This is a genomic window from Pseudoalteromonas sp. SR44-5, assembly GCF_014163675.1.
Classification (GTDB): Bacteria; Pseudomonadota; Gammaproteobacteria; order Enterobacterales; family Alteromonadaceae; genus Pseudoalteromonas; species Pseudoalteromonas rhizosphaerae.
Window position 1 is genome coordinate 211,654 of the sequence record NZ_JACJDT010000002.1, and the last position, 24,649, is coordinate 236,302.

20 protein-coding genes and 4 pseudogenes are annotated in these 24,649 nt (G+C 42.1%); 15 read left to right on the forward strand and 9 right to left on the reverse strand.

Features of this window, described 5'->3' with window-relative positions; all coding sequences use genetic code 11:
- The first annotated feature begins 49 nt into the window (after positions 1–49).
- The 6 genes from H5154_RS02035 to H5154_RS02060 all read left to right on the forward strand — a co-directional run bounded on the left by H5154_RS02035 (position 50) and on the right by H5154_RS02060 (position 10,333).
- The gene (locus tag H5154_RS02035) at positions 50–3,778 is read left to right on the forward strand and encodes a DUF4132 domain-containing protein (RefSeq protein WP_182717216.1); all 3,729 of its coding nucleotides are present in this window, start codon (positions 50–52) and stop codon (positions 3,776–3,778) included.
- An 84-nt stretch (positions 3,779–3,862) separates the two neighbouring features.
- A complete protein-coding gene (locus H5154_RS02040; protein ID WP_182717217.1) occupies positions 3,863–4,918 on the forward strand; it encodes an AAA family ATPase in 1,056 nt (351 codons plus the stop codon).
- Positions 4,906–7,137 carry a DUF5682 family protein gene (locus H5154_RS02045; RefSeq protein WP_182717218.1) on the forward strand — a complete coding sequence of 744 codons (2,232 nt, stop codon included), beginning with the start codon at positions 4,906–4,908 and terminating at the stop codon, positions 7,135–7,137. Before H5154_RS02040 ends, H5154_RS02045 begins: the two co-directional genes overlap by 13 nt.
- Entirely contained in the window at positions 7,122–8,231 is a 1,110-nt protein-coding gene (locus H5154_RS02050; protein WP_182717219.1) for a VWA domain-containing protein, read from the forward strand. Before H5154_RS02045 ends, H5154_RS02050 begins: the two co-directional genes overlap by 16 nt.
- A gap of 22 nt (positions 8,232–8,253) precedes the next feature.
- The gene (locus H5154_RS02055; protein ID WP_182717220.1) at positions 8,254–10,059 is read left to right on the forward strand and encodes a hypothetical protein; all 1,806 of its coding nucleotides are present in this window, start codon (positions 8,254–8,256) and stop codon (positions 10,057–10,059) included.
- 121 nt (positions 10,060–10,180) lie between these two features.
- Positions 10,181–10,333, forward strand: coding sequence for a hypothetical protein (locus H5154_RS02060; protein ID WP_182717221.1), 153 nt, complete (start codon positions 10,181–10,183; stop codon positions 10,331–10,333).
- Between the two features lie 65 nt (positions 10,334–10,398).
- Here H5154_RS02060 and H5154_RS02065 read toward each other — a convergent pair whose 3' ends face one another.
- From H5154_RS02065 to H5154_RS02095, 7 genes are all read right to left on the reverse strand, one after another.
- Complete coding sequence (locus tag H5154_RS02065) at positions 10,399–11,475, reverse strand: DKNYY domain-containing protein (protein WP_182717222.1); 1,077 nt, start codon at positions 11,473–11,475, stop codon at positions 10,399–10,401.
- A 78-nt stretch (positions 11,476–11,553) separates the two neighbouring features.
- Positions 11,554–12,477: a histone deacetylase family protein gene (locus tag H5154_RS02070; protein WP_182717223.1), complete on the reverse strand. Its 924-nt coding sequence runs from the start codon at positions 12,475–12,477 to the stop codon at positions 11,554–11,556.
- Positions 12,478–12,549: 72 nt separating this feature from the next.
- The gene (locus H5154_RS02075) at positions 12,550–14,094 is read right to left on the reverse strand and encodes a serine hydrolase (RefSeq protein WP_182717224.1); all 1,545 of its coding nucleotides are present in this window, start codon (positions 14,092–14,094) and stop codon (positions 12,550–12,552) included.
- 29 nt (positions 14,095–14,123) lie between these two features.
- On the reverse strand, positions 14,124–14,618 hold the full coding sequence (locus H5154_RS02080; protein WP_145234768.1) for a gamma-glutamylcyclotransferase family protein: 495 nt from the start codon (positions 14,616–14,618) through the stop codon (positions 14,124–14,126).
- Positions 14,619–14,652: 34 nt separating this feature from the next.
- The gene (locus H5154_RS02085) at positions 14,653–15,276 is read right to left on the reverse strand and encodes a LysE family transporter (protein ID WP_182717225.1); all 624 of its coding nucleotides are present in this window, start codon (positions 15,274–15,276) and stop codon (positions 14,653–14,655) included.
- 2 nt (positions 15,277–15,278) lie between these two features.
- Positions 15,279–16,061: a hypothetical protein gene (locus H5154_RS02090; protein WP_145234763.1), complete on the reverse strand. Its 783-nt coding sequence runs from the start codon at positions 16,059–16,061 to the stop codon at positions 15,279–15,281.
- A 15-nt stretch (positions 16,062–16,076) separates the two neighbouring features.
- Positions 16,077–16,547, reverse strand: coding sequence for a CreA family protein (locus tag H5154_RS02095; RefSeq protein ID WP_182717226.1), 471 nt, complete (start codon positions 16,545–16,547; stop codon positions 16,077–16,079).
- 342 nt (positions 16,548–16,889) lie between these two features.
- Here H5154_RS02095 and H5154_RS02100 point away from each other — a divergent pair, with 342 nt between their 5' ends.
- The 3 genes from H5154_RS02100 to H5154_RS23545 all read left to right on the forward strand — a co-directional run bounded on the left by H5154_RS02100 (position 16,890) and on the right by H5154_RS23545 (position 18,309).
- Complete coding sequence (locus H5154_RS02100; RefSeq protein ID WP_149983139.1) at positions 16,890–17,219, forward strand: 5-carboxymethyl-2-hydroxymuconate Delta-isomerase; 330 nt, start codon at positions 16,890–16,892, stop codon at positions 17,217–17,219.
- A 314-nt stretch (positions 17,220–17,533) separates the two neighbouring features.
- The gene (locus H5154_RS02105) at positions 17,534–17,980 is read left to right on the forward strand and encodes an NUDIX pyrophosphatase (protein WP_114867254.1); all 447 of its coding nucleotides are present in this window, start codon (positions 17,534–17,536) and stop codon (positions 17,978–17,980) included.
- Between the two features lie 197 nt (positions 17,981–18,177).
- On the forward strand, positions 18,178–18,309 hold the full coding sequence (locus H5154_RS23545) for a hypothetical protein (RefSeq protein WP_259398433.1): 132 nt from the start codon (positions 18,178–18,180) through the stop codon (positions 18,307–18,309).
- Positions 18,310–18,347: 38 nt separating this feature from the next.
- On the opposite strand, the gene H5154_RS02110 is transcribed toward H5154_RS23545, so the two are convergent.
- Positions 18,348–18,836 (reverse strand): GNAT family N-acetyltransferase, encoded by a 489-nt coding sequence (locus H5154_RS02110; RefSeq protein WP_064626658.1) that lies wholly within the window; start codon positions 18,834–18,836, stop codon positions 18,348–18,350.
- A 200-nt stretch (positions 18,837–19,036) separates the two neighbouring features.
- On the opposite strand from H5154_RS02110, the gene H5154_RS02115 reads away from it, so the two are divergent.
- From H5154_RS02115 to H5154_RS02140, 6 genes and pseudogenes are all read left to right on the forward strand, one after another.
- The gene (locus H5154_RS02115) at positions 19,037–19,936 is read left to right on the forward strand and encodes a LysR family transcriptional regulator (protein WP_182717227.1); all 900 of its coding nucleotides are present in this window, start codon (positions 19,037–19,039) and stop codon (positions 19,934–19,936) included.
- Between the two features lie 297 nt (positions 19,937–20,233).
- A pseudogene (locus H5154_RS02120) lies at positions 20,234–21,144 on the forward strand (IS5 family transposase).
- 310 nt (positions 21,145–21,454) lie between these two features.
- Complete coding sequence (locus H5154_RS02125; RefSeq protein WP_220493354.1) at positions 21,455–21,667, forward strand: hypothetical protein; 213 nt, start codon at positions 21,455–21,457, stop codon at positions 21,665–21,667.
- 112 nt (positions 21,668–21,779) lie between these two features.
- Entirely contained in the window at positions 21,780–23,042 is a 1,263-nt protein-coding gene (locus H5154_RS02130; RefSeq protein WP_038898430.1) for a hypothetical protein, read from the forward strand.
- A gap of 265 nt (positions 23,043–23,307) precedes the next feature.
- Positions 23,308–23,772, forward strand: a pseudogene (locus H5154_RS02135) (transposase); the annotation flags it as partial.
- A gap of 2 nt (positions 23,773–23,774) precedes the next feature.
- Positions 23,775–24,328 (forward strand): annotated as a pseudogene (locus H5154_RS02140) (IS1 family transposase); the annotation flags it as partial.
- Positions 24,329–24,393: 65 nt separating this feature from the next.
- Here the strand turns inward: H5154_RS02140 and H5154_RS02145 are convergent.
- A pseudogene (locus H5154_RS02145) lies at positions 24,394–24,525 on the reverse strand (transposase domain-containing protein); the annotation flags it as partial.
- Between the last annotated feature and the right edge of the window lie 124 nt (positions 24,526–24,649).

Genomic DNA, 24,649 nt, shown 5'->3' on the forward strand with positions numbered 1-24,649 from the left:
GATGGCCAGCGTTTAGAAATCAAGATGATCTATCTAGCAAGGACGTTTTATGCTTAATACGTTAAACACGCCTCCGAACACAGACATTGCTGAACTATTAACTCTTGCCTGTAAAGGCTATGAAATAGCAGAATCAGGTCTCGCTCATAACGTTACACATTACTTATTACATGGGGAAAATCCCCGTTGTTTAATTACTTTAGCACAGCTTCCCGATACAAAAAGTAAACAGGCACCTGGTTGCTATGACTGGGAAGCAGCAGAAGCGATGTGGCAAGTACTCATGTCTACTCAAAGCCAGCAACTGGACTTTTTGCATCGCTTAGGTTTAGTCGTTGCTTGTTTTAACGAGCCCTATTTTGATGCGTTTAGCCATGTACTTTCGAGCTTTGATAACTGGTTTGCCTATCTTCTAAACTTCCTGAACAGGCAATTTAAAACGCATACAGCGTCATCTGTAGAGCAATTACCCAATCGACACACACTGCTGGAATTATTAAAAATATATCAATTACCTAGCTGGTATATTGATGCTTTTATATTAGAGCGTAATAACAAGTATGTTCCAGCAGAGTATGCCCAATATTTACTCACACATACCAACTGGCTAAGTGTCAGCAACGAGCCTGATTTCGACCAACAGCTACAACAACTTCATAGCGAAGGTCGTTACATTTTCGGTTGTCAACTGACAAAGTACTGTGAACTACCCAACACCTTACTACCGCTAGTAATGACATTAGCGGATGATTCCACCAGCAAAGTACGACAAGCCGCGGCGCTTGCCTTCGCACGCCTTGATACAGCAATGTGGGTCAACTACCTTAAAGAACACTTTCATGATGCAAGCACCACCACCCAAGCCCATTGGATTACACTTATTAGCCGTTATAATGCGGCGCAGCCACTTTTAACCCAGTGGCTTAGTGAAACAAACAGCAAAGTATTGCAACAACAACTCACGCAGGCATTGCATGAATATCAGCTGATACAAAAAAGTCAGTATTTTGATTGGCCACTGCCAAGCCTCCCCCCCCTTTCTATCAGCCATGATTTTCCAGAGCGTTGGCTTGATGTTTGCCAGCAAGTGTTAAGCACTGAAATAGCCAAAGCGGAACAAGAAATTGCAACGGCGCAGCAAGCACTTTTGGATTATCCGCAAAATTGTCACCAAAGGCAGCAACGTTTGGCATCTGATCGTGACGACTTACAAGGGCTGCGCTCACTTACGCCAGAACAACTTGCCCAAGCGCTTGCGCAACTACAGCAACGCCAAATACAAACACAGCCCGGCTACGATATTATTTATAGGCTAGTTGATAATAAATACGCAGCCCAAATTATTGGCGAAGCTAAACTGATGAACCAAAGTGATGCTCAACTAGTGCACTTTTTCCTATTAGCTACTGGTTTATTTTATGGGCTTTCAACGGTACTCGAAGAGCCTCACCCTAGTAAATTGATCCAACGTGATATCAAAGATATACGCCAGTTACAGCCAGTACTGCACCCTTTTGGTATTAGCCCTAGCGATTTAACTAATTACATCCTTGATATTAGACATGAACCTAGTGGCAGCCTCCCGATAGCTTTAGAGTCATTTGAAATATGGCCGCTATTTGCGCACTATCCACAAACGATGACGCTAGCACTTGATGGCCAACTGAGCAGCGCAACATTTAGTTCAAGTACCGACTCATGGATCATTGAGTCACTTCTCAATGATCGTATCGATAGCACGCGCATTACTGAACAAGCCTTGGCTTTATTAGCTGATTTTCCAGCGATACCCCCCTATTGGCTCGAACGCATATATCAACTCGCCTTTGATAATCGCAAGCACGTACGCAAGTTAGCGCAATACGCCGTGCAGCAGCATGAATTGCTCATTGAAAAAATAACGACAGGTTTAGCATCAAGCAATAAAGAAACCCGCAGCCTCACTGCACAGTGGTTAACTCACCTGCAACACCCTGATGCGAAGCCCGCACTGCAAGACGCGATCACCACAGAAAAAGATACCACTACTCGTAACCAATTATTGGATGCGCTACAACAATGCGGCGGTGATATTAGCTATTTCATCACCCCCGCTATTTTAGCTGAAGAAGCAGCTACAGGGCTCAAAAAAGCAGCCCCTAAACATATGGCCTGGCTACAACAAGCGATGTTACCCACCTGCCACTTTCGTCATGGCGACCCTGTGGAGCCAAGCATTATCTATTGGTGGTGTGTGTTAGCCGTAAAGCTTAAACAACCCCAAGGGAGCAACCTATTAAGGTTATATTTATCACTCCTCGATGATGACAGTCAGGCTCGCCTAGGCCACTTTTTATTATCAGCTTTTATAAGTCAAGATACGCTTGCCCCTTCTGATCAACAGGCGCATGACTATGCGCAAGCGAATAAGCAACGCGAGTACAACAGGTACCAAGATTTAGCGCAATATGATTGGGGCCAAGAATACGCTACACGCACATTACTCGATGCTTACAATGCATGTTACAACTTATATAAATCTCAATTGCATGGCTCGGCTATTAAAGAAAAAGGCTTACTGGCATTAATCAATGGTGGTAATCCCCAAGCGTTGCTAGCACTGATCCAGCCGTATATGAAAAAACACTATCTGCGCCGTACACAAATAGAGGCGATGATCAGCGCTCTTGCCCACATTAACGATACGGTGATTATTCAATTTATGCTGTCGATAGCCCGCCAACATCGTACCCAATCAATACAAGCGTTGGCGCGCGAGTTAGTTGGCAAAATTGCAAAGCGTAACAGCTGGACGACTGATGAATTGGCAGATCGCACCATCCAAACCGCGGGCTTAGAGCATATACAAGATCCAACACCGTTTAGCTTTGGCAATCGCACTTTACAACTGCAACTGAGCGACTCACTTAAGCTGCAATTAATAAACGAAGAAGGCAAGGTGATTAAATCGCTGCCACAACCACGCAAAGAGGATAGCGAAGATCAGATCAACCAAACTAAAAAATGGTTTAGTGGTTGTAAAAAAGAGCTAAAACAAGTGATTGAACAACAACATGCCCGCCTATATGCAGCCATGATCACCGAGCGTCACTGGCCTTTAAATGAGTGGCATGAATATTTACACCAACATCCGGTGATGTTTCGCTTACTACAACGCACCTTATGGCAATTACAACTTGATAATGATTGGCATACCTTTCGCCCGACTGAAGATGGTAGTTTAGTCGATGTAAATGATGAAGAGGTTACGCTAACATCGGGTGCAAGTATCCGTTTGCTCAGTGCTAATCAGCTTGATAAAGCCGCCCTTAAAGCATGGCAGCTACACTTAAAAGATTACAAAATAAAGCCACTTTTTGAGCAGCTCAAATCCGCTGATATTAGTGTTACATCTAAGCAAATTTCATTGGAGCATCATTTGGGCCTTATGAGTGATGCTTTTACTCTGCGCGGTTTACTCACCAAACTCGGTTATCAACGCGGTGAAACAGAAGATGGGGCGTTTTTTAATTACTACGAAAAATCATTTGAGCAGGTAGGACTTCGCATTCAATTTGAGTTTAGTGGTAACTATTTACCAGAGGAAAATGAACCCGCTGCCATTTATGGCTGCAAAATATTGCAGCAAATTCAAGGTTCTCGCACGCGTAATCGCTATAAAACGATACCACTTGCGCAAGCGCCAGCAAATCTACTCAACGCTATCGCACTGGATTATCAACATGTTGCAAAAAAATGCCATGCAGATCCTAATTGGCTATCAAAATTACCGTGGTAACAAAGTTATTTATACTTCGTTGTTTGCCCTGACTCCGGCAAAGAACGCTATATACAGTCAGAACTGTAGTAAAGGACGTACCTAATGAATGAACAGATTATTCGTGCTCGCGCCGAACAACGCTATCAAGTTGAATTAGTACAGCTCATTGCCACTGATAGTGGTGCTCGCCCGAGCGGCTGGCAGCTTTCAGCAAGTGCCGTAAAACGCTTTATTAGTGGCGATAAACAGCACAATATCAGCCGTAAATATTATGGTGATGATGCACTTGTTGAACGTGCGATTGTCAGCCTAATGGGCAACAATGGCCTGATGATGGTTGGCGAACCAGGTACTGCAAAATCAATGTTGTCAGAGCTACTCGCGGCGGCGATAAGTGGCACCAGCGAGTTATTGATCCAAGGTACTGCGGGGACGACTGAGGAGCAAGTTAAATATAGTTGGAACTTTGCCATGCTGCTAGCCAATGGCCCTAGCTTTGATGCGCTACTAAAAAGTCCTATTTATACTGCTATGGAGCAAGGTAAATTAGTACGTATTGAAGAGATCACTCGCTGCCCGCAGGAAATCCAAGATGTGCTTATTTCCTTAATGTCGGAAAAAACACTCACGATCCCAGAGCTGGGGATCGCCATTCAAGCCAAACCGGGATTTAATGTAATTGCCACCGCCAACTTACTCGATCGCGGCGTTAATGAGATGTCGAGCGCCCTTAAACGTCGCTTTAATTTTGAAACAGTGCCAGTACTTAATGATGTAAAACTAGAGCAAGAGCTTATTTTATCTCAGGTCAATGCCCGCTTTATTAACGAAGCACAGCAACCACAAATTAATGAAGAGTTAGTACAGTTATTAGTACAGGTATTTCATGACTTGCGTAACAACCTTGGTGCACAATCTTTAGATGCTACTTTATCAACTGCCGAAGCGGTCAATATTGTGCATTCTTGTGCCTTACATAGTCTCTATTGGCATCAACCCATGAGTGCTGAGCAGTTAGTACAACAGATGCACGGCACCTTGATTAAAGATAAACCCGATGACATTAAAAAATTGGCTCACTATCTTGATGCTGTTGTACGTGAACGCAAAGAGTGGCGTGCTTTTTTTGATGCAGGTAAAGCGTTGTGGATGAAATAACACCAGATAACAACGGCTTTAGCCAAGCATTAGCAAAGTTCAGCCAACGTTATTTACATGATGAAAAAGTACGTTGGTTACCTGTGCGCCATCACAGTCCTGCTTGTGCGCATTTTGCTTTAGCTCAATTAAACGCTTGGCAACCAGATGTTGTATTGATTGAAGCACCGCACAGTTTTGGGCAACACCTTGGCCTATTGCAAAACAAGCAGGTGGTGCCACCGATTGCAGTTTATCAACAGCAAAGCTATTTTCCTTTCGCTGAAAATAGCCCTGAGTGGCAAGCACTGCGCTGGGCTGGCGACAACCACGTGCCAGTACAATTTATTGACTTAGACAGCACTGACGAGCAGCAAGAAGAACCACTTGATCGCTACAGCGATGCCCGTATTTTAAGCTCAAGCTATAGTCGTCAGCTACAACAAACCATGGGTTGCCGTGATGCCGATGAGCTTTGGCTGCGCTTATTTGAGCTACAAAATTTTGAAAGTGCGAATGATTTTTTTGAGCAAGTATTACTATTTTGTGCTGCTAGCCGCCTTTATTATGATCAAAAAAGTTTGCAGCAACTAGGCGATCTAGACCGCGAGAAACAAATGCGTGCCTGCATTCGCACAGCTAGTCATGATTATCAACGCATCGCGGTAATGACCGGCGGTTTCCATACCAGTGCACTGTTTGATTACGAGCAAGAATCAACTTCTATTCGTAAAAGTACTGAGGATAGTTTTGTGATCCGTTACAGCGATTCTTTACTTGATGCTCATCAAGGCTACCAAGCGGGAATGCCCTACCCTGCGTTTTGCCGTTGGCTGTTTGAACAACGTTCATTATCAGCCAGTGATTGGCTACTGTATTTATTAGCACAAATGCCTAAGTTAACGCTTATAGCTAAACAAAATGTTTTTGAGCACTTAAGTCAGCTCTGTCAGTTGCGGGGAATTGTGCGCGCTGGTTGCTATGATCTACTCGATTCTTTAGGAAGTTGCCAGTTTAAACAACAAAGTAGCTCGCGCGACTATCGACCTTGGCAGCAGCTGTTGCGTGGCGAAAACATGGGACAACTACCAGCAAATCAACGTAATTTGCCATTAGTCGACGATGTATTAGCCCATTGCAAACATGTACAACTGACAATTGGTACAGTTAATCGTAGCCATTTTTCTTTATATGAATTAACCGAGCGGCAACGCCAGCGCCGCCAACTATTGAGCCAATTACTATTTTTAGACATCGGCTTTTGCCAATACGAACAAAGCATGCATGCCTTTTATAATATTCATACAGCCGCAAAGCATGAGAGCTGGCGCTACCATTGGACCCCTTCAGTAGAAGTGGCATTAATTGAATTAAGTACTTTAGGCGGCACTCTCAAAACAGTTGTACAGCATCGCTTGGCGCAACAAAGTGAAAGCGATTTGCCACAAATGCTTGATAAATTAATACTGTCACTTCAATTAGGCGTGCAATATCAATTTAACTCAGTTGCAATAACCCGTGAAATAAACGATTGCAGTACCATAAAAATACTATCAGATAGCTTCATTAAGTTATATCGCACCAGTAAGCACCCGCTTTTTAATGACTACCACCAGCAACTCAACGCATTAATTACACCGTTGTGGCGTCAATTAAGCTTTCACTTGCCCTCGTTAAATCAACTACCTGAAGATGAAGCGCAACAAGTACTGTTGTCATTACAAGCTATTGCACGCCAACAAATGGATGTACTTAAACAACCTTGGCGTGAGCGTTTACACTGGCTAATAGAACACAATGAACACACCCCTACCCTTTGGTTTGCGCTTAAAGCGTTGGCTGTAGACTTAGATGAGTTAGACCCTGCCTCTTTATTAAATGAACTACAACGCTATAGCGGCGACCGTTTCACTATTTTGCGCACACTGCTGACGGTTGTACCCCATTGGCTCAATCATCAAAACGGGCTATTGTCATTACTCAATCACAGTATTGAGCAACTCGATGATGAGCAGTTTGTTGAGCAGTTACCACAATTACGTGGGCTATTTTGCGATAAAGATGCACGGGAAATTGATGGTATTAGCCAGCAACTCGGTACACTTAATCAATGGCAACAGCAATTAAATTGGCTCAATGAAGATATCAGCGAGCATGATGTAAACCAAGCAATGTTATTAGATAAACAATTACAACAGCAACTGCTTGAACAAGGATTAAGTGCATGGACTACTCGCTAAAACAGCGCTGGCGTTTAGTATTAGGGCGCTATGCTGAATCACTTGATACCAGTTTATCAAGTGAGCAAAATCAACAAGACCAAGTCCTTGAGCAACTCTACCAACAGGGTTTAAAAGAGCGCGGCTTTCAAATCTCTGGTGGCTTAGAAGCAAGCCAGCCATCGGTAGTACAGTGGCTCGATAACGCTGAAAAGCTGTTTCCTAAAAGTGTTAATGACACCTTGCAACATCAAGCATTAGAGCGCTTTAATCTTAAGCAGCTGTTAGAAGAACCACGAGTACTACAAAATATTTCACCCTCTATGGGGTTGTTAAAGCAATTAATGAGTATTTCAGCGCATACCAACCCTAAATTACAGCAGCAAGTGCAACAAATCATTACAACTGTAGTAGAGGATTTGCTAAAGCAATTACGACCACTGTTTAATAACAAGCTCAATGGTAAGCTAAATCGCCAAGCGCACAGTCCACAAAAACGACTTGCTAACTTAGATTGGCAAACAAGTATTCGCAAGAACCTTAAACACTTTGATGGCAAACGCGTGCTATTTGAGCGCATTTACTTTCATGCTCGCCAGCAACCACAATTGCCTTGGCACGTTGTTTTATGTATCGACCAATCAGGCTCTATGTCCAGTTCTATGGTGTATTCAGCGGTGATCGCTGGTATTTTAAAACAACTCCCCTGTATAAAACTCTCGCTGGTGGTGTTTGATACACAAGTTGTTGATCTTTCCGAGCAAGCTGATGATCCCGTAAAAGTATTGCTCTCGACTCAACTTGGTGGTGGCACTTTAATTGCTAAAGCATGGCAATACTGTGAGCAGCTAATCGAGACTCCTTCGCGTACCATTATTGCTACCGTGTCTGATTTTTGTGAAGGTGGCCCTGAGCAAGCAATGTTTCAACAAGCTCAGCATCTTATTGATAGTGGGGTGACAATGTTAGGCATGACCGCATTGAGCCCAGAATCAATGCCTTTTTATGATACTAACGCAACAGCCAAACTTAGCCGTATGAAAATGCAGATTGCTTCATTAACGCCTGACCACTTTGCAAGTTGGCTAGCATCCACGATGGGATTACAAAAATGAGCAGCATGAGCATAAAACAATAATGGATATCAGTATTTTTGAAACCCTCGCCAGTGCGGGGTTAGTCCGCCGAGCACAAAAAGCGCTCGATAAATCCAGCCCACATATAAGTGGCGCTTCGCCAATTCAGTTTACATTCGAAGGCCAGCAAGGTGTACTGGATTTACATAATCCTAATAATAGCCAATGTGATTGCGCCGCAAATGGTATTTGTAAGCATATCATTGCAGCCAGCATATTTGCTTGGCAACAATCGCCAGTATCTGCAGCAACGATTGAAGAAAATGAAGTGCCGCAAATCGATACTAATACGTTATTAGCCAGTGCTGGCAAAGTAAAAATACGCCAGCTTTATCGTCAAGTTCAGCGTCGTTGGCAAGCTGACATCGTGCAACAAGGCGCGCAGGTTTGCATTACTATCAAGGAGCACACGCTCCATTTTACTAACGTAACCACAATTAATGATATTATCTGCAATGAAGATAGCCAAGCATACGCACTACTGGGCGTTTACTTGTGGCTTGAGCAACAAGGTGAAATGCTGCAATGGCCCGACTGGTTGCAACTAGAACAAGAGCACCAAAAAACACTATTAAACCAAACACAAACGCAGCTTAAGCAGGCATGCTACGCTGAGCTCATTATGCTTGCAGGAGTACCCTTAGCGCAACTGCGCAGTGAATCACTGCTCACTATTGAATTACTGCAGATCCCGATGGAAAAGGCAGGCTTTAACATTGCACCACTAAAACGTTTATGCGGCACACTCGCACGCTATCTTAGTGGTGAACATCTGCGAGACAAACGCACTGTTTTGCTTGAACTAGCACACGTTTTGGTGATGCTTGAACGCCAAGAGCAAACACAAACGCAAGATGCTGAACATATTTGTCCTCCACAGCAGTTGTTATGTTTAGGCGGTTATCCGTGGCGTCGTAGCAGTGGCGCACATGGATTGACGTTGGTTTTACAAGACGAATACGGCCGCTTTATTACGCTTGCCGAAAGTCGCACAACAACCGAGCAAACACTTAACTATAGCCAAATCTGGCAAGCAAACCAATTACTTGAAGGTGCGCCTTCTGGCAGCAATTGGTTTGGGCAAACACAACGTATTTCAAACGCTCAGCTCAATGGCTGGCAGCGGCTTCGCCAACTTAAAAAGACCTATGTTGAACCAAGCGAACAATCACTAAATCCACAATTCATCGATGATATAACACTGATTGATTGGCAAAACGACTATGTATGTTTTGCGCCAAGTTATAGTCATCAACACACATTTGATGAAGCCACGCAATGTATGCGGCTTAGCTATCAAGATAAACAGCACAATACGATCTTTTTTAGCTTGCCTTATAGCGAGCTGGCACACCATGCGATCAATAATATGATGCTATTTAAGCAGCAATTGCCACAGCTCATTGTGGCTCGTATTGAGCGCGATAGCACGCAGTGGCAGTTACGTCCGATTACTGTAAAACTGGATCGTTGGATTAATCTCTATTTTGATGATTTAACCGACAACAAAACAACTAATATATTTAGCAACTGGCTTGCAAAACAATCTCCACAGCCGCAACTGTCATCGCCAAGACGAGATAAAGTGCAGCAATTTTTGCTAAAAGTGCTCGATGAATTAGCGCAAAGCCATAGCATGCCTCAGCAATCACACAGTGAAATGGCGCAAAAATTAGGACTGCGCACGTTGAGCCATTTTTTAAGTAACTCTGGGCCAGAACATCGTTTAAAAGCAGCTTACTGCGCCGAGCAGCTACTACAGTTAAGCAGTCTTAAACCTGTAAAGTTCAATGAGCTGCAAAACTAAGTGCTGATTAAAGTTCAGCTATATTATGCATTTTTTTAGGGAGTATTATTGAGTATAACAGTAAGCACTTTCGCGCTGCCAAAACGGTACGCATGCTTGTAATTGGAGTCGGGAGATCCGCATGGGTTTTGCCCCTACACGATTAAAACTGAGTAATGGTGAGCAGAACATCGCTAACGGTGAGCTTAATTTTATCGATATAAACCAAGTTGATGCAACGCAAACAAACGTAGGCAAGTTACCCAAGAGTATGAATAAACTTTCTTCTGTTTAATCATTTTCAACAGCAAATTACCTCGTTCATCGCAACGCCCTAACAGGTCCTATATTTTTCTAAACTTAGCGCGTTGCAACAATCTCACCGCGAAAATAATAATGATATTTATCGTAAGCATCCGAATGAGTTTGTTCATCATACTGAGTGACTTTAAAGCTGTCAGCATCGACTTGTGTCATCGGCTTTGCCGACTTATATTGAGTTACGTAATAAACAGTCTCACCACTGCGATAGTAGTCGCGTTGAAAAATTTCAAAATTGCTGGGATCAGCCCCCATCAATACATGACTATCTTCACCATTTAAGTAAAAAATATGCTGATTATCGCTAGCAAAGTTCTCGTCTAATCGTGTAAAACTAGCGGTATCTACATCAATGTCAGTTAAGATGGCTATATTTGCGTAAAAGATATGTTGCTGGTCTTTACCGTAACTATCATCGATAGGTTTAAATGACTGCGCATCTATTTCAGGCACTGGCTCATCGTTATGGTAAATGACTTGTCGGCCTTTCCTTCCAGAGATATTCCAAAAGCTATAAGAATAGGCCTTATAACTTTTAGGATCAGCTCCTGCAACAATACGCTCGCCTTTAACCACTTGCGAATCATTAATCCAATAAAGATCAGTACCAATAATCTTAGCCTTTAGATTATTAGAGTTAACACCGCTAATGGCGTTACCACAATAGTAAAGGTGCTGTTTATCTTTGGCGTATAATGCAGCGTCATAGGTATTCAAATTGGCTAAACTGTAAGTAGTAAAGCTTTCAGCGTCAGCGTTTTCTATTAACTTAGCATTAAAGTAAACATGCTGGTCAACAACGCAATAACCCGCATTGGCAATACCTCGAAGCAGATTACTGATCATACCCGTATAGCCAAATATCACAAAGAAAAACCCAATAACAACAGCACTTATCAGCGCCATTTTATAACTATCAATACCAAAATAACTGCCGCCAAATAAACCAATAAGCAAAAATAATGGTACTGGAAAACTTAATATGAGTATGGCAGAGAACACTTTTTGCTTATTATTCATCGCGCCAGGGGCACCGAACATCATCGGCGACATCATCATCATGCTTCCCCAAAAGCACAGTGCCAACGTGACTAAGATATTAATTACTACAGACATTATCTTCCTTGTTTAATTAGTGGTATTGGTATCATACAACAACCAATATTTTTACTTAATTGTAGAATGAATATAAAGCTACTCTTCTGCTTGTGTAAACACTCTAATATGTTCTATGGCACTGCGCCCTAGCGCTGATAAATTATATCCTCCTTCTAAATAAGAGATAATCCCTCTACAGCCAGTACTTTTTACCATGTCACACAGCTGTTGTGTCAACCAGGCATAATCGGCCTCAACAAATTTGAGACTTGCCATATCATCTTCAAAATGCGCATCAAACCCTGCGCTGATAAACAATAACTCTGGCTTAAACTCTGTTAATTTAGGTAACCACTGTTGGTTATACAACGTTTTTAAATCATTGCCATCGCTGGCTATGGGCAACGGTGAATTAACCAATGTATCGTTATTTTCAACGGCGGTATTAGGGTAAAAAGGATGCTGAAATAATGAGCAAAGCAACACATTGTCATCATCGATAAAAATGTCTTGCGTGCCATTACCGTGGTGAACATCAAAATCGACAATCGCAATGCGCTTAATCCCTTTACTTTGCGCGTACTTCACCGAGATTGCTAAGTTATTAAACACACAAAAGCCGGCAGAGGTTGTACGGTTTGCATGATGACCCGGTGGCCGTACGGAGCAAAATGCGGCATCGAGGTTATCCGCTAATATTTCATCGACGGCTAATAGCCCTGCCCCTACTGCCCGCTCAATTGCCAAAAATGACTCTGGGCATAACCAAGTGTCGCCATCAAGTGATACTAAACCTTGTTCCGGGAGGGTGTTTTCCACCAGCGATACAAGGGCCTCATCATGGGCTAATAAGTAATGCTCACGTAATGCTTTAGGCGCTTGCTTTTGCTGCACGGCAATATCCAAGCCACTGGCCAAAAGACGATCGGTAATAGCATCTAAGCGCTCAGGACACTCTGGATGATCCGCGATCATTTTGTGTTTACGGCAAAAAGGATGAGAAATAATCGCAGTACGCATAAATGCTCCAAATGAGTTAACGACTGTAACTATAACAAAGCCACCCTTTGGTGGCTTTGCGACTTTGGTTTACTATTTAGCTTGCAAATGAAGATTTCTAAAATCAAAACTGAAATCAGTCACCGCTGTTGATACTGCACGCATTGTCGCTTCATTCACACGATTTTTAGTGCTCATATCAAAGCTAATATACGCATCAGCTTCGAGTAGCTTTTCATCCCACTTGACGATAAATGTGTTGCCCGTGTAATGCTCAAGCTGCCCTTTTAAACGTTTAGTATGCGTGAAATCAATACGTAGCTTACCGTCCAGCTCTTCAATAATAACATCACCATACCAATCATCATGCAAAGTGCCGGTGTAGCTAATATTTGGTAACTGTGGTTGATAGTCTGCAGGAGCGTCCGGCTTAGCATTAGCATACGCTTTTTGCTTACCTTCAAAATGCTTTTTAGCCAACTCTGCTACCCAGTCTTTATCTTCAAGTTCAAGGGCGTCTTCAAGCACTTCATGAGTAATAGCAGAGAGCGCACCGAATGCTTGCTGATTAGATAAAATAACAATCCCGAGGTTTTTCTCAGGCAATAACGTCACCTGCGATACCATTCCTAAAATACCACCACCATGGCCTAATTTTTTAATACCGTGGTAGTCTTCAATGCTCCAACCTAAACCATAACCTCTAAATTGCTGATGATAAGCCTCATAAGCGCTTTTTGACGCCAGTGAGGTAATATGTGGATGCCACATTTGCTCTTGTTGTTTTTCACTAAACAACTGCTCGCCATTTGGCATTTTACCATGGGCTAATTGTGTACGTAGCCATTGGCTCATATCATTCACACTGGATGCAATCGCGCCGGCACCACGAAAATCCTCTAAGTAATTAACGAAAAATGGATGTAATTGACCATCCATAGGAATATGACCCGTTGCCCAGTTATTATTACTTTTTGGAATACGCGAAAAACCAGCGCGTGAGTTATCCATGTGCAAAGGCTGGAGAATATTCTTTTCAATATAATCATTCCAGCTCATACCTGAGACCCGCGCGACTACCTCGCCAGCGGTCACAAACATCAAGTTGTTATAAGCGTATGTGCTGCGAAAGCTACTAGCTGGTTTTAAATATTTAAGGCCTGCGAGAATTTCTTCGATTGATTTATCGGTGTCAGGCCAAATCATTAAATCCCCTTGGCCTAACCCTAAACCACTACGGTGACTTAATAAATCACGGATCGTCATTTCGCGGGTTACATAAGGGTCGTATAAACGAAATTCAGGAAGGTGATCAATTACCTTGTCATCCCAACTAAGCTTTTCTTCATCAACTAATTTTGCCAATGCCGCAACCGTAAATGCTTTAGTATTTGATGCAATACCAAATAAGGTGTCTTTATTCACCTTGCTACCAGTATCTAAGTTACTAACACCAAAGCCTTTAGCAAAAATAACCTTATCGTTTTCAACAATCGCCACGGCCATACCCGGCACATCAAAGCGCGCCATTGAATTTTCAATCACTTGATTGATGTGCTTGGTATCAATATCGGCATAGCTATTAAATGCACAGCCTGCTAATAAGGTGGCCGCAATCGCTAGTTTAGTTAATTTCATAACAATCCTTGGAGTTATCATTTTAGTTTTTATTTTTGATGTACAGCAAACTCAATGGCTGCACGCGCACTGTCACTATCTTGGCAGGTTGGCCGAGACTTTATGGCATCACTGTACGCATTTGGCACACCAGCTTCAAGCGCACCGCGATGAACGTGCTGCATATACCAATCGTAAGGCAGTATCTGCGCATCAGTGGTGTTGGCAATATAACAATGCGCCGCTACTTGTTGCCCATCAAGTAATGTTACTTGAATATCCACGCAGTCATAACGGGGCCCTTCGATGGCGTCTAAAATCGTTTTTTCTGCGTCATTGAGTTGATATACCACGCCATATACTTGCGCGTTCTTATCATTTGACGGGCGTACATTGCCTTTTCCTGAGCCATCAGTACTTACCATATCAAAGGTTAACTCGTAACCGGCTAGTATTGCCGTACCAATACGAGTAGCGTTTGGTAAACGCGCCAATAAACGACTCGACGACATATTTGAACCAAACGAAAAATTATATACAGCCATATTCACCTACTACAGATTTCTGTTAAAACAACACTTACACTACAATTCTTATTGCTAGAGCGATCAAAATCACGCCAATACCACGGTCAAACCAATAGCCACTTTTTTGAAAAAAACCGCGAACACTAGGCTTTGATAGCACCAAGGATAGAAACGAAAACCACGCCCACGTTGCCAATGCCATATACAGCCCATAGCCTGCTTGCACAATTAATGGCGTTGACTGGCTGATCACTAAAGTAAACAACGACATAAAAAATAACGTGGCTTTTGGGTTTAACGCATTGGTTAAAAAGCCGCGACGAAATGCAATCCAACTGGATTCAACACCTTGAGATTGAAGAACAGTTTCTTGCTGCGCTGGCGCCGGTCTAGCACTTCTAAGCGCTTGCACACCAATGTAGGCCAAGTATGCACCCGCTAAAAATTTTAATGCCATAAATACGTTTGGCGATTGCGTTAATAAAACCGCAACCCCGAGTAAGCAATAACTAACATGTAATAAAATAGCCAGGCCTACCCCAAAGCTGGTCCACAATGCATTACGACGCCCCTGCTGAACACTTTGTTTAAGCACAATGGCAAAATCTGGGCCAGGGCTTGCTACAGCAAAAAAGTGTGCCAGTGCAATCAATAAAAACTCATCTAAATAAGCCACGATTACCCCGCTTTTTTATCATCAAGCGCTAACAACAACGGATTAGCAGTACTATTAACTAAGGCTTTTATTTCTTTTTGCGCCTTTTTGAATTGGCTGCGTAAGTGCGGCTTTAAATGCTTTTTAGAATCTTTATAGCCTTTAAAGTGGCAAATAAGGGCATGCATAAATAAGGTTTGCGGTTCACTAAGTGCAGCTTGCCTGTTCGCATAGGGGTTGTAACACGAGCCACAGCCCCCTTTAAACTGATACACCGTATTGCTCATCATTACCCCAAAACCTAAAAAACATGCCACGGCATCGGCGGCTTGTGGTAAAAACTCTTTACCGCCTGGTGGTAACACGCCCACATGGTGGATCATAATTGTCGCTAAAGTACCGGCAAAGCTGGCCACTAAATCTTGTGGCTGATTAATTTGATTTGGATTAAATGACACATTAACCGTATGGCTTGGCGGCACAATTAATTGGCTATTATCACCACGTAACTGATTACTAAAAGCAAAATGAGGAAATACTTGCGGCTGCAATTGCTGTGGAGCCACCAGCGTAATTGGCCAAGCTTGCAGCCCCGCATAGCCAACCACTCGCTCAAACACTTTACTGGCCATTTCTTCAATGCTTGAAACCGCATCGGGAAAGCATTGGTGGTTTGGCAAAACTAATTGCGAGTTATTAATGAAATAATCGCTGTCAAAATTTTCCACCGCCCACACAAAAGTATCAATCAGCCATTGCTGCTCTTGTTCATCTAATAAAGGTTTGCTTTTAAATAACGCTAACATAGTTTGCTCTTTTGCTTATTCTTGCTCTTGTGCCCATGCCCATGCTTGGGTGTTATACAATGGCACAGTGGATAACGCATGATGATGACTGCCGGTTGACTCTTTAGTTGAATACGACAGATATAACAGAGTTCGCGTTTGCGCATCATAAATTCGACGCACTTTTAATGATTTAAATAAAATACTTTTTGATGATTTAAATACCACCTCACCCGACTTACTACGGTCAATCGCTTGTAATTGGTCGGCAGTAATTGGTCCAGTTTGGCGACACGAAATAGACATATCAGAAGGATCAGCAAAATCTAAGTTCGCTTCGATATGGCTAATATGACAGGTTACGCCTTTTACTAGAGGGTCTTGTTGCGAGTTAACTTTAATATCTTTAGTGGTAAATAATCCCAAACTAACTGATGCAACATCATCAGAGCAGCCCGCTAAGGTGATCAATAAACCTGTCAATACGCCTATCATTATAGGTTTCATATATTACTTGCTCCATGTAGGGGTAAACGATTCGTGGCTTACATTTAATATTCAGCTATGTTTCAATACTAACTTAAATTAATCACAACAACGAGCACGACACCATGAAAAAAGTATTTGTTTTACTGTGCTTACTGTTAGTAAGTCAGAGTGCGTTAGCTGGTTATTCACTGAGTCTTTATACTGGCTTGTAACAATCGTCAATAATGCCAGTAACGTTTCATGTGCATTACCAACAGACGAAAACAAGCAATGCTTGTGGCATTTTGATGGTGATATACTCAATCAGTTTCAAACCAGCTTAGGTTTCACATATCGTTTTTAGGGGAGCAAATAGATAACATGCCACATATCATCATTGAACATTCTGAAGATTTACCGGTATTACCGCAGGTATTGGTTGAAAAAATTCATCAAGCAACGTTTAACAGTGGCTTGTTTGAATTAGCAACGATCAAAACTCGCGCTATAGCCTATACACATTATCAATTGGGCGATGGTAAGGAAGGTTTTATCCATATTAGCGCACACATTATGCAAGGACGTACGATTAAACAAAAGCAACAACTCAGCGAGCAGTTGTTAGACTGTTTAAAAATATACTGCCGAGAATCAGACAGCTTAAGTGTTAATGTTCACGATATGGAACACGAAATTTACCGAAAGTGTTAAATATTTAAAGTAAATTTCAATCTCTAATCAATTTGCAATAACAGCACCATCTTCGAAAGAAGGTGGTCTTAAATTTATTGGTCGCGTCAGATAAAAGTGAATAAGTCTTAACTTGATCTGTCAGATTCGATTAACAGGACTCAATCAAATCTGACAGTCGCATATGTGCCATTTGCAGTCATTCATGATCAACTCGTTTCTGCCCCTTTCCGCGTTTGCGCAATAAAACCGAGAATAATGTAATCTGAGAATTGCCTAACTTTTCCTAATGGTTGTAGTATCTATTGATTCGCAACAACAGTGGAACCAACGCAGTGAGAGCACCATTTCAGGTTCTGATATTTCCATATAAATTTAAAATTTCAGAACCTATCTTCTTGATTGCTTGCCGTACAGACAATGGTGAATGGCAGGCAATTTCTGGTGGTGGAGAAGATCAAGAGTCTTTGTTCGATGCCGCAAAAAGAGAATTGTATGAAGAGACGTCGTTAACAGGTAGTGACTGGGTTCAACTTGATTCTATGTGCATGTTACCTAGAGTGTTTTATTCTGGTCATGAAAAATGGAGCGATCACCCTTATGTGATACCAGAATACTCATTCTCAGTGCAGGTTTCGGGGGAGCCACAGTTATCTTCGGAACACACTGAATTCCGTTGGTGTAACGCAACTGAGGCGAGCGAACTTCTCAAGTATGATTCAAATCGAATAGCTTTATGGGAGTTAAGCGAACGACTTAAAGCCCATCAAATGAAGAATTAAAATCGAATCTGTCCATCTTCGTTTCAGCCCCTTTGTTCGTTAGTGCTTTTGCTCATACATATCCTATCAATACGAGTTTCCCCTACTGAAATTTATCAGGAAGGGGGATACATCACTAATCCTAGCCTGCTTTCTATACAAATCGATATGCAACTTGTATGATTATTGTTCGTATTATAAAGGAGGAAGATTTTAAAATGACACATTTAAGTGATGATGAGCGTACAAAGTACTACCTTGTTGATATTGAAACTAAAAATAAACCCGCAAACGCGGGCTTATTTACACACGGTAATTGGAGCAATACCGAGGGGATATTGATGGTCTAATTACCAAACGATTCGGCTCGTGCTTCACGTTTTACTTGCTATTCCACCAGCGACTTAAGCATCCACACATCACAGCTATTATGCAAGGTGTCAGCTAACGGCGCATCTAAGTGGTCAAAGCCTAAGTTTTCGTATAGACGAACTGCCACTTTCATTGAGGTTAATGTGTCTAAGTAACAGCTTTGATAACCTTGAGTACGAGCATAGTCTAAACACGCGATGGCCATTCTTTTACCTAGTCCATGCCCTCGTCCTTCAGGCAAAATGAACAGTTTTTTCAGCTCACACACATCTGGGCTGCTATTAAATGACGCTAAACCACAACCGCCGACAACTTTCCCATCCAATAGGGCCACCAAATAGAGGCTTTTACTTTCGTTTCCATAATGCTGACTCATGCAGAGCACTTCTGGGTCAGACGGCCCATACCCTTCACCAACGGCCCCAAACTCTGCTCCAACTTGCTCGATGATTTGTCTAACATTTTCATCATACTGAGCGGTTAACGGTTCAACGACACAAGACATACTACCCTTCCAATTCTAATTGATACTCTCCGAGTAACTCGGCTGTTCTATTTTGTTAAAGCCATCATAGCCAACTCAAGAACATTTCCATAATTGATAAAACGACACACAAGTGTGAATTTTTTTCATGCCTGTGCTGATTTACCTTGGTTTGCTGTGCTATAACGGTTCAATAACTAAAAAGATGGCGACCAAAACCAGTGAATAATTACAAATTGCTGCCCGCATTGGACTCATTGCTCACGACCCGAAATTTGACCGACTCAGCGCGAGCGCTCAATGTCACCCAGTCGTCCATGAGTAAAACGTTAGGCCAGATCCGTGAGGCCTTCCAAGATCCGATTTTGATCCGAGAAGGGAATCAATACCTCCTAACCGAACGGGCCAAAAGCCTTAAACAGCAATTGCCGCAACTACTAAGGCAAATTGATTCACTTTATCTTTCGGCAGAATTCGATCCTACACAGTGCCAACGCCAATTTTCGCTGGCGTTAACCCCATTTTTTGCACCGGAAATATTGCCGTTACTGTGTGAAAAGCTAGAAGAACAAACACCCAACGCCAATATCAGTTGCGTGTTATGGCAAGAAGAACAGCTTAAAGAACTCGCTGCGCAAGAGATTGACTTAGTCGCCGTCACGGCGGAAGAGATCCCAGAAAATCTCTATGGAAAAGAAATCGGCCAAGATCACTACGTCATCGTGTGTCGAGACCAACATCCATTTCGTCATCGTTCAATATCGGTTGAAGACTATTTGAATGCCAAACATATTTTGGTCAACGGCATTAGCGAACGCCACCGCCAAGTGGATCTCGCCACATCGTCTCACTCGATAGAGCGACGTGTTTTTGCCAAACTGCCTTCTTTTCCATCAGCCCTAGAAACCCTATGTCGAACCGACAGCATCATTACCGCACCACGCCACTTAGTTGAACAATATGCCAAGCAGCGTGCTCTTTGCATAAAGCCACTGCCATTTGATTTGCCTGCGCATAAATACTATTTACTTTGGCACGCAAAGCATCATCACGATCCCGCTCATCAATGGTTTCGAACCTTCTTAGAACCCGAGTTCAAAGCCCACTTAGCAAAGCGATAAGATAAAGTAACCGCACTAACTTTATGTCCAAAACCTTCATAGGCTGAGTTTTTGCCCATAGCACTTTCTAACTCGAAAGTGCCCCAAAGTTGCTTAGGCCTTTTACTCATTCCCATCCTGTTAATGAGTTTTTCCCCTACTGAAACTTATCCATTCTTCTAGTACTGTTCGTTGTGAGTCCCCATGTTGTATTACGGGGGTAAGTTCCTACTTCGTACGGCTTTGTTGCATAAATCGATGGAACTAAATCAAGAAACTACGATCTGATCGGCTACACCCATCAATCATCGTAGCCTCATGCCTAAACCTCGTTACAACACAACTAACTGGAAGCAGTACAATAACTCCTTGATCAACAGAGGTTCACTGACGTTCTGGATTGACGAGGAGGCCATAACTGAGTGGAAACAACCAAAACAGGAAAGACGTGGCAGACCAAGGATGTTTAGTGATCTCGCTATCACGACGGCTCTCATGGTAAAGCGCATCTTTTCCTTACCATTAAGGGCGCTACAAGGCTTTATCGACTCTGTTTTTAGATTGGCGAACGTCCCATTGGTTTGCCCTCACTATACCTGTATAAGTCGCCGAGCTAAGGATGTTGAGGTTAATTTCAAAACCTCAACACGAGGCGCTATCCAACACCTAGCCATCGATGCAACTGGTCTCAAGGTACACGGTGAGGGTGAATGGAAAGTGAAAAAACATGGAACCGATGACAAGCGTCGAGTCTGGCGTAAACACCATCTTGCGGTTGATACAGATACACACGAAATTATCGCCGCTGAGCTAACACTATCAGGTGTGACAGATGCGGAAGTACTCCCCAATCTACTCAAGCAAACACGCCGAACTATCAAGGAAATCTCGGGAGATGGTGCATACGATACAAGAGTGTGTCACAGGGCGATTAGGGTTAAGAAAGCGATACCTCTAATCAGGGTGCAGCTTTCTGGGAAAAAGGGCATCCACGCAATATGGCAGTTGGCTGCCAAAAGCTCTATGGCTCGAACAAAAAATGGAAACAGAAGTATGGATACCATAAGCGTTCATTGTCGGAGACCGCTATGTATCGTGTAAAACAACTACTAGGAGCTTCACTCAAGCTTCGAAATTACAACGCACAAGTTGGTGAGACCTACGCCATGATCAAAGCACTCAACAAGCTAACTGGGATAGGTATGCCCGAAACTCAGTATATTGTTTAAAATACGCACGATTTAGCTAGCATTCGCTCTTACGCTGAATTAGGCAACAAATCCGAGATAAACCTAACTCTCTACCTGCTGCTAACCCTTTATTCTTAACGATACAGGCAAACATCGTCATATTAGAAAACTTGTCCACGGCCTCTCCTTTAGCTTTATTATTCCGGCTGAAGTGAAAAGTGAATTCGAATATTACCTAATTGTCACATTCACTCAATTTAATATACTAGCTTCATAAAAACGACATTAGAGAAACAAGTTATGACAGCGGAGAAAACGTCTTACGTCGTATTAGGTGGCACATCAGGCATTGGGGCAACAACTAGAGAGTGAAGGCTCCATCGTATACGTTGCCAGTCGCAAAACAGGATTAGACATCAGTGAAGAACAATCGGTGTACCACTACTTCGAAACCATCGGTACCTTCGACCACCTAATCATAACAGCAGGCTCTTATGCGCCAGCAGGCAAAGTTGTAGATGTTGACGTCTCCCAAGCGAAACAGGCCTATGTTCCAGCCTAATTATATCTGGAAATCAGTACATTTGTATTTCGTAATAACTTTGTGGCACAACCAAACCTTTTTGCTAGTCGTATGCGAAGAGCCTCATAAAAACAACTTAAGGAGTTATAGTATGAAGTTTTCTATTAAAAAAGTTACCATAGCTATACTGTTGTCTTCAGCATGTATTAATGCTTTTGCATCAAATAGTTGGACTCAAGATGAAATAATCGTAAAGCCTAAAGGAGCAGACATCTTTGGAAATGTAATGCCAAATGAGATGTCATACAAATTCTCCTACAATAGTGACGAACTATCTGCTGTCAATATGCTATTCAAAAGCACTGATAGTGGAAACGATGGAGATACTATCTACAATTCAATTGTTGGTTCTCATTATTTTAAGTATGAAAATGTTAATGGGAGAAAACGTTTAAAGGCCATAATGCTATTTAGCCAAGGGCGTGAACGTGTAACCGGTACCAAAGATCAGATTGCAGAAACATACTCACTTAGTGCCAAAGCAGAGTCACCCACATTCCCAATGTCAGGAAAATGGGTTCTTGTCGTCGCTGAAAGAGATGAACATGGTCGCGCCACAGTAGTTAATAAGTTCAGGATTGGCACTAAACTTATATCTATGATACATAAAAATCAACAGCGTATTGATGCAATGCATGCTACCGCTAGCATTCTCGGTAGTCTCTATAACACCATCGCTGCTGCCTTATCACCTCTTGATGGTATTGATTTTGATGACCCCTCTATTGGTTCTCCAATCGGTACATTTGTTATCACTTATACCGATCAAGAAAACACAAACTTCCAAGAGGTAAAAACATATGCCATAAGTTCTGGACAATGCTCTGCATGTCCTGCACCACCAGTTAAAAAACCACTCCAGAACTACTCATATACACCAAAAATTAGTTATGTTTGGGATTATCATAGCAATGGTGATATTACTACAACCTTCAACTATATTTCGATAGACGCATATCAAAAACTGACAATCCCATTTTATCAACAGGAATTAAACGTGGAAGATAACAATCCAGATTCAGGACGCATTGGAAGAATTATGGAATATGCGAACAACGTCTATAACCTATCCCACAATGCACAACCAACGCCTATGTATGAATATATATTGAAGGATGAGTCACGCGAATCTGTCACTGTGGACGAATATCTATTTGGTCTCTCTATGATGGGAATCGGAGTACCACAAGAAGAAACTAGTGATATTAACTTCAACAGTATTATAAGTTCAAGTCCAGACTCAGGTTCTAGCCATAGCGATAATCTAATCACTAATTGGTTAGTAGAATACTATGATAAACGCTTTAATGGCTTGGGTTCATTAGTATCAAAAATGGGTTCATTTGGCGGCTAATTTGGTTCTGTCGCAAAGTTGACGACGCAAAGCGATATTTTGATAATGCAACGTTACAATAACGGAGCATTATTAATATGGGACTTAACTTTTCAGGTCGACATTATCCATCGGATATTATCATGATGTATCTGCGTTATTACCTTCATGGTAAGGAATTTCAATATTCCTTAACCTGAGCTCGGGATAAAAAATGAACTAAAAGCCCACCTTGCGATCAGATCCTTCGACTAAAAACGATTTGAACACAAACATGGTGGGCTTTATGGATAAGCTAGTTGATGTTTTTTGTGATGTCGATGATTTTTGTTCAGTTTTCATTCCTGAGTGGGAGAAGCTTCAACTAGCTGATGGGACTAGCAAAGCGTAAACGTGCTTCTCGAATGTCGACAAGCGAAATTATGACCATAGTTATCTGCTTTCATCAGTCAAATCACCGTGATTTCAAGAACTTCTACACTGGTTTTGTTGCAAGATACTGGCGTAACTATTTCCCTAATCTATTGAGTTACACTCGCTTTCTGGAATTGATGCCAACAGTACTTGTTCCACTTTGTAGCTACTTCAGCTCATTAAAAGGAAAGCCAACAGGGATAGCTTTTGTCGATTCAACATCAATAAAAGTTTGTCATAACATTAGGATACCAAGACATCGTGTTTTGATGGTGTTGCGAAACGCGGTAAAGGGACAATAGGTTGGTTTTTCGGTTTTAAGCTACACATTATTATCATCCTGGTGTGAAAGAACAAATTGTAGATATGGCCATGAATAACGCAGGTCTACGTGATACTGCCAGAGTGCTGAAAGTGGGATTTAATACCGTATTGAGAACACTAAAAAACTCCAACCAAGACAAGTAACTACAGTCCCGTTTGATAATGCTAGAATTGAGCTTATCTGTGAGGTCGATGAGCAATGATCATTTGTTCAAAACAAAAAGAACCAACGTTGGCTTTGGTATGCTTGGGAACCAAGGTTTAATCGGATCATCGCCCATACTTTTGGTCGTCGCAGTGAAGAAACATTTCAAGCTCTATTGATGCTCCTAAAACCATTTACAATCAACTTCTTCTGTACTGATGACTTCAAGGTTTACGCCTCAAACCTTCCAGCAGAAAAGCACATTACCGGGAAGTTTTTTACTCAACGTATAGAACGGCAAAATCTAACATTGAGAACGCGATTAAAACGGCTAAATCGCAAAACCATTGGTTTCTCTAAATCTGAAGAAATACATGACAAGGTAATTGGCACATTTATTGAGCGTGAGTTTTACAAATGTTAGTTCAACAAGTTGGCGTCATGACCAGAAAAAGAGTATGCGCCCCATGATCCCACGGGGCGATATTGTTAGTGTTTGAAGTTCCAAGACAGGAGTGCATCGATATCAGGTTCAGCTTTCGCTAACTCCTGCATGCACTTGACCATGTAGTCGTAAAGGATAAGGCCGTTGGCTTTCGCTGTCTCGACGATACTGTAAAGTGTAATGGTCTAATGAAACTGGACAGGTTTATAGCGTAAAATGAGCTAAACCCAAAAGGTATCACTATGACCAGAAAATCAAAAGTAACACTCAGTGCACAACAAAAACTTGAATATGCCAAAT

What these genes read in the sequence shown, in the direction of transcription:
- H5154_RS02035 (WP_182717216.1), top strand. Translation starts at nt 50, where the DNA reads ATGCTTAATACGTTAAACACGCCTCCGAACACAGACATTGCTGAACTA.
- H5154_RS02040 (WP_182717217.1), top strand. Translation starts at nt 3,863, where the DNA reads ATGAATGAACAGATTATTCGTGCTCGCGCCGAACAACGCTATCAAGTT.
- H5154_RS02050 (WP_182717219.1), top strand. Translation starts at nt 7,122, where the DNA reads ATGGACTACTCGCTAAAACAGCGCTGGCGTTTAGTATTAGGGCGCTAT.
- H5154_RS02055 (WP_182717220.1), top strand. Translation starts at nt 8,254, where the DNA reads ATGGATATCAGTATTTTTGAAACCCTCGCCAGTGCGGGGTTAGTCCGC.
- H5154_RS02060 (WP_182717221.1), top strand. Translation starts at nt 10,181, where the DNA reads ATGGGTTTTGCCCCTACACGATTAAAACTGAGTAATGGTGAGCAGAAC.
- H5154_RS02065 (WP_182717222.1), bottom strand. Translation starts at nt 11,475, where the DNA reads ATGTCTGTAGTAATTAATATCTTAGTCACGTTGGCACTGTGCTTTTGG.
- H5154_RS02070 (WP_182717223.1), bottom strand. Translation starts at nt 12,477, where the DNA reads ATGCGTACTGCGATTATTTCTCATCCTTTTTGCCGTAAACACAAAATG.
- H5154_RS02075 (WP_182717224.1), bottom strand. Translation starts at nt 14,094, where the DNA reads ATGAAATTAACTAAACTAGCGATTGCGGCCACCTTATTAGCAGGCTGT.
- H5154_RS02080 (WP_145234768.1), bottom strand. Translation starts at nt 14,618, where the DNA reads ATGGCTGTATATAATTTTTCGTTTGGTTCAAATATGTCGTCGAGTCGT.
- H5154_RS02090 (WP_145234763.1), bottom strand. Translation starts at nt 16,061, where the DNA reads ATGTTAGCGTTATTTAAAAGCAAACCTTTATTAGATGAACAAGAGCAG.
- H5154_RS02095 (WP_182717226.1), bottom strand. Translation starts at nt 16,547, where the DNA reads ATGAAACCTATAATGATAGGCGTATTGACAGGTTTATTGATCACCTTA.
- H5154_RS02100 (WP_149983139.1), top strand. Translation starts at nt 16,890, where the DNA reads ATGCCACATATCATCATTGAACATTCTGAAGATTTACCGGTATTACCG.
- H5154_RS23545 (WP_259398433.1), top strand. Translation starts at nt 18,178, where the DNA reads ATGACACATTTAAGTGATGATGAGCGTACAAAGTACTACCTTGTTGAT.
- H5154_RS02110 (WP_064626658.1), bottom strand. Translation starts at nt 18,836, where the DNA reads ATGTCTTGTGTCGTTGAACCGTTAACCGCTCAGTATGATGAAAATGTT.
- H5154_RS02130 (WP_038898430.1), top strand. Translation starts at nt 21,780, where the DNA reads ATGAAGTTTTCTATTAAAAAAGTTACCATAGCTATACTGTTGTCTTCA.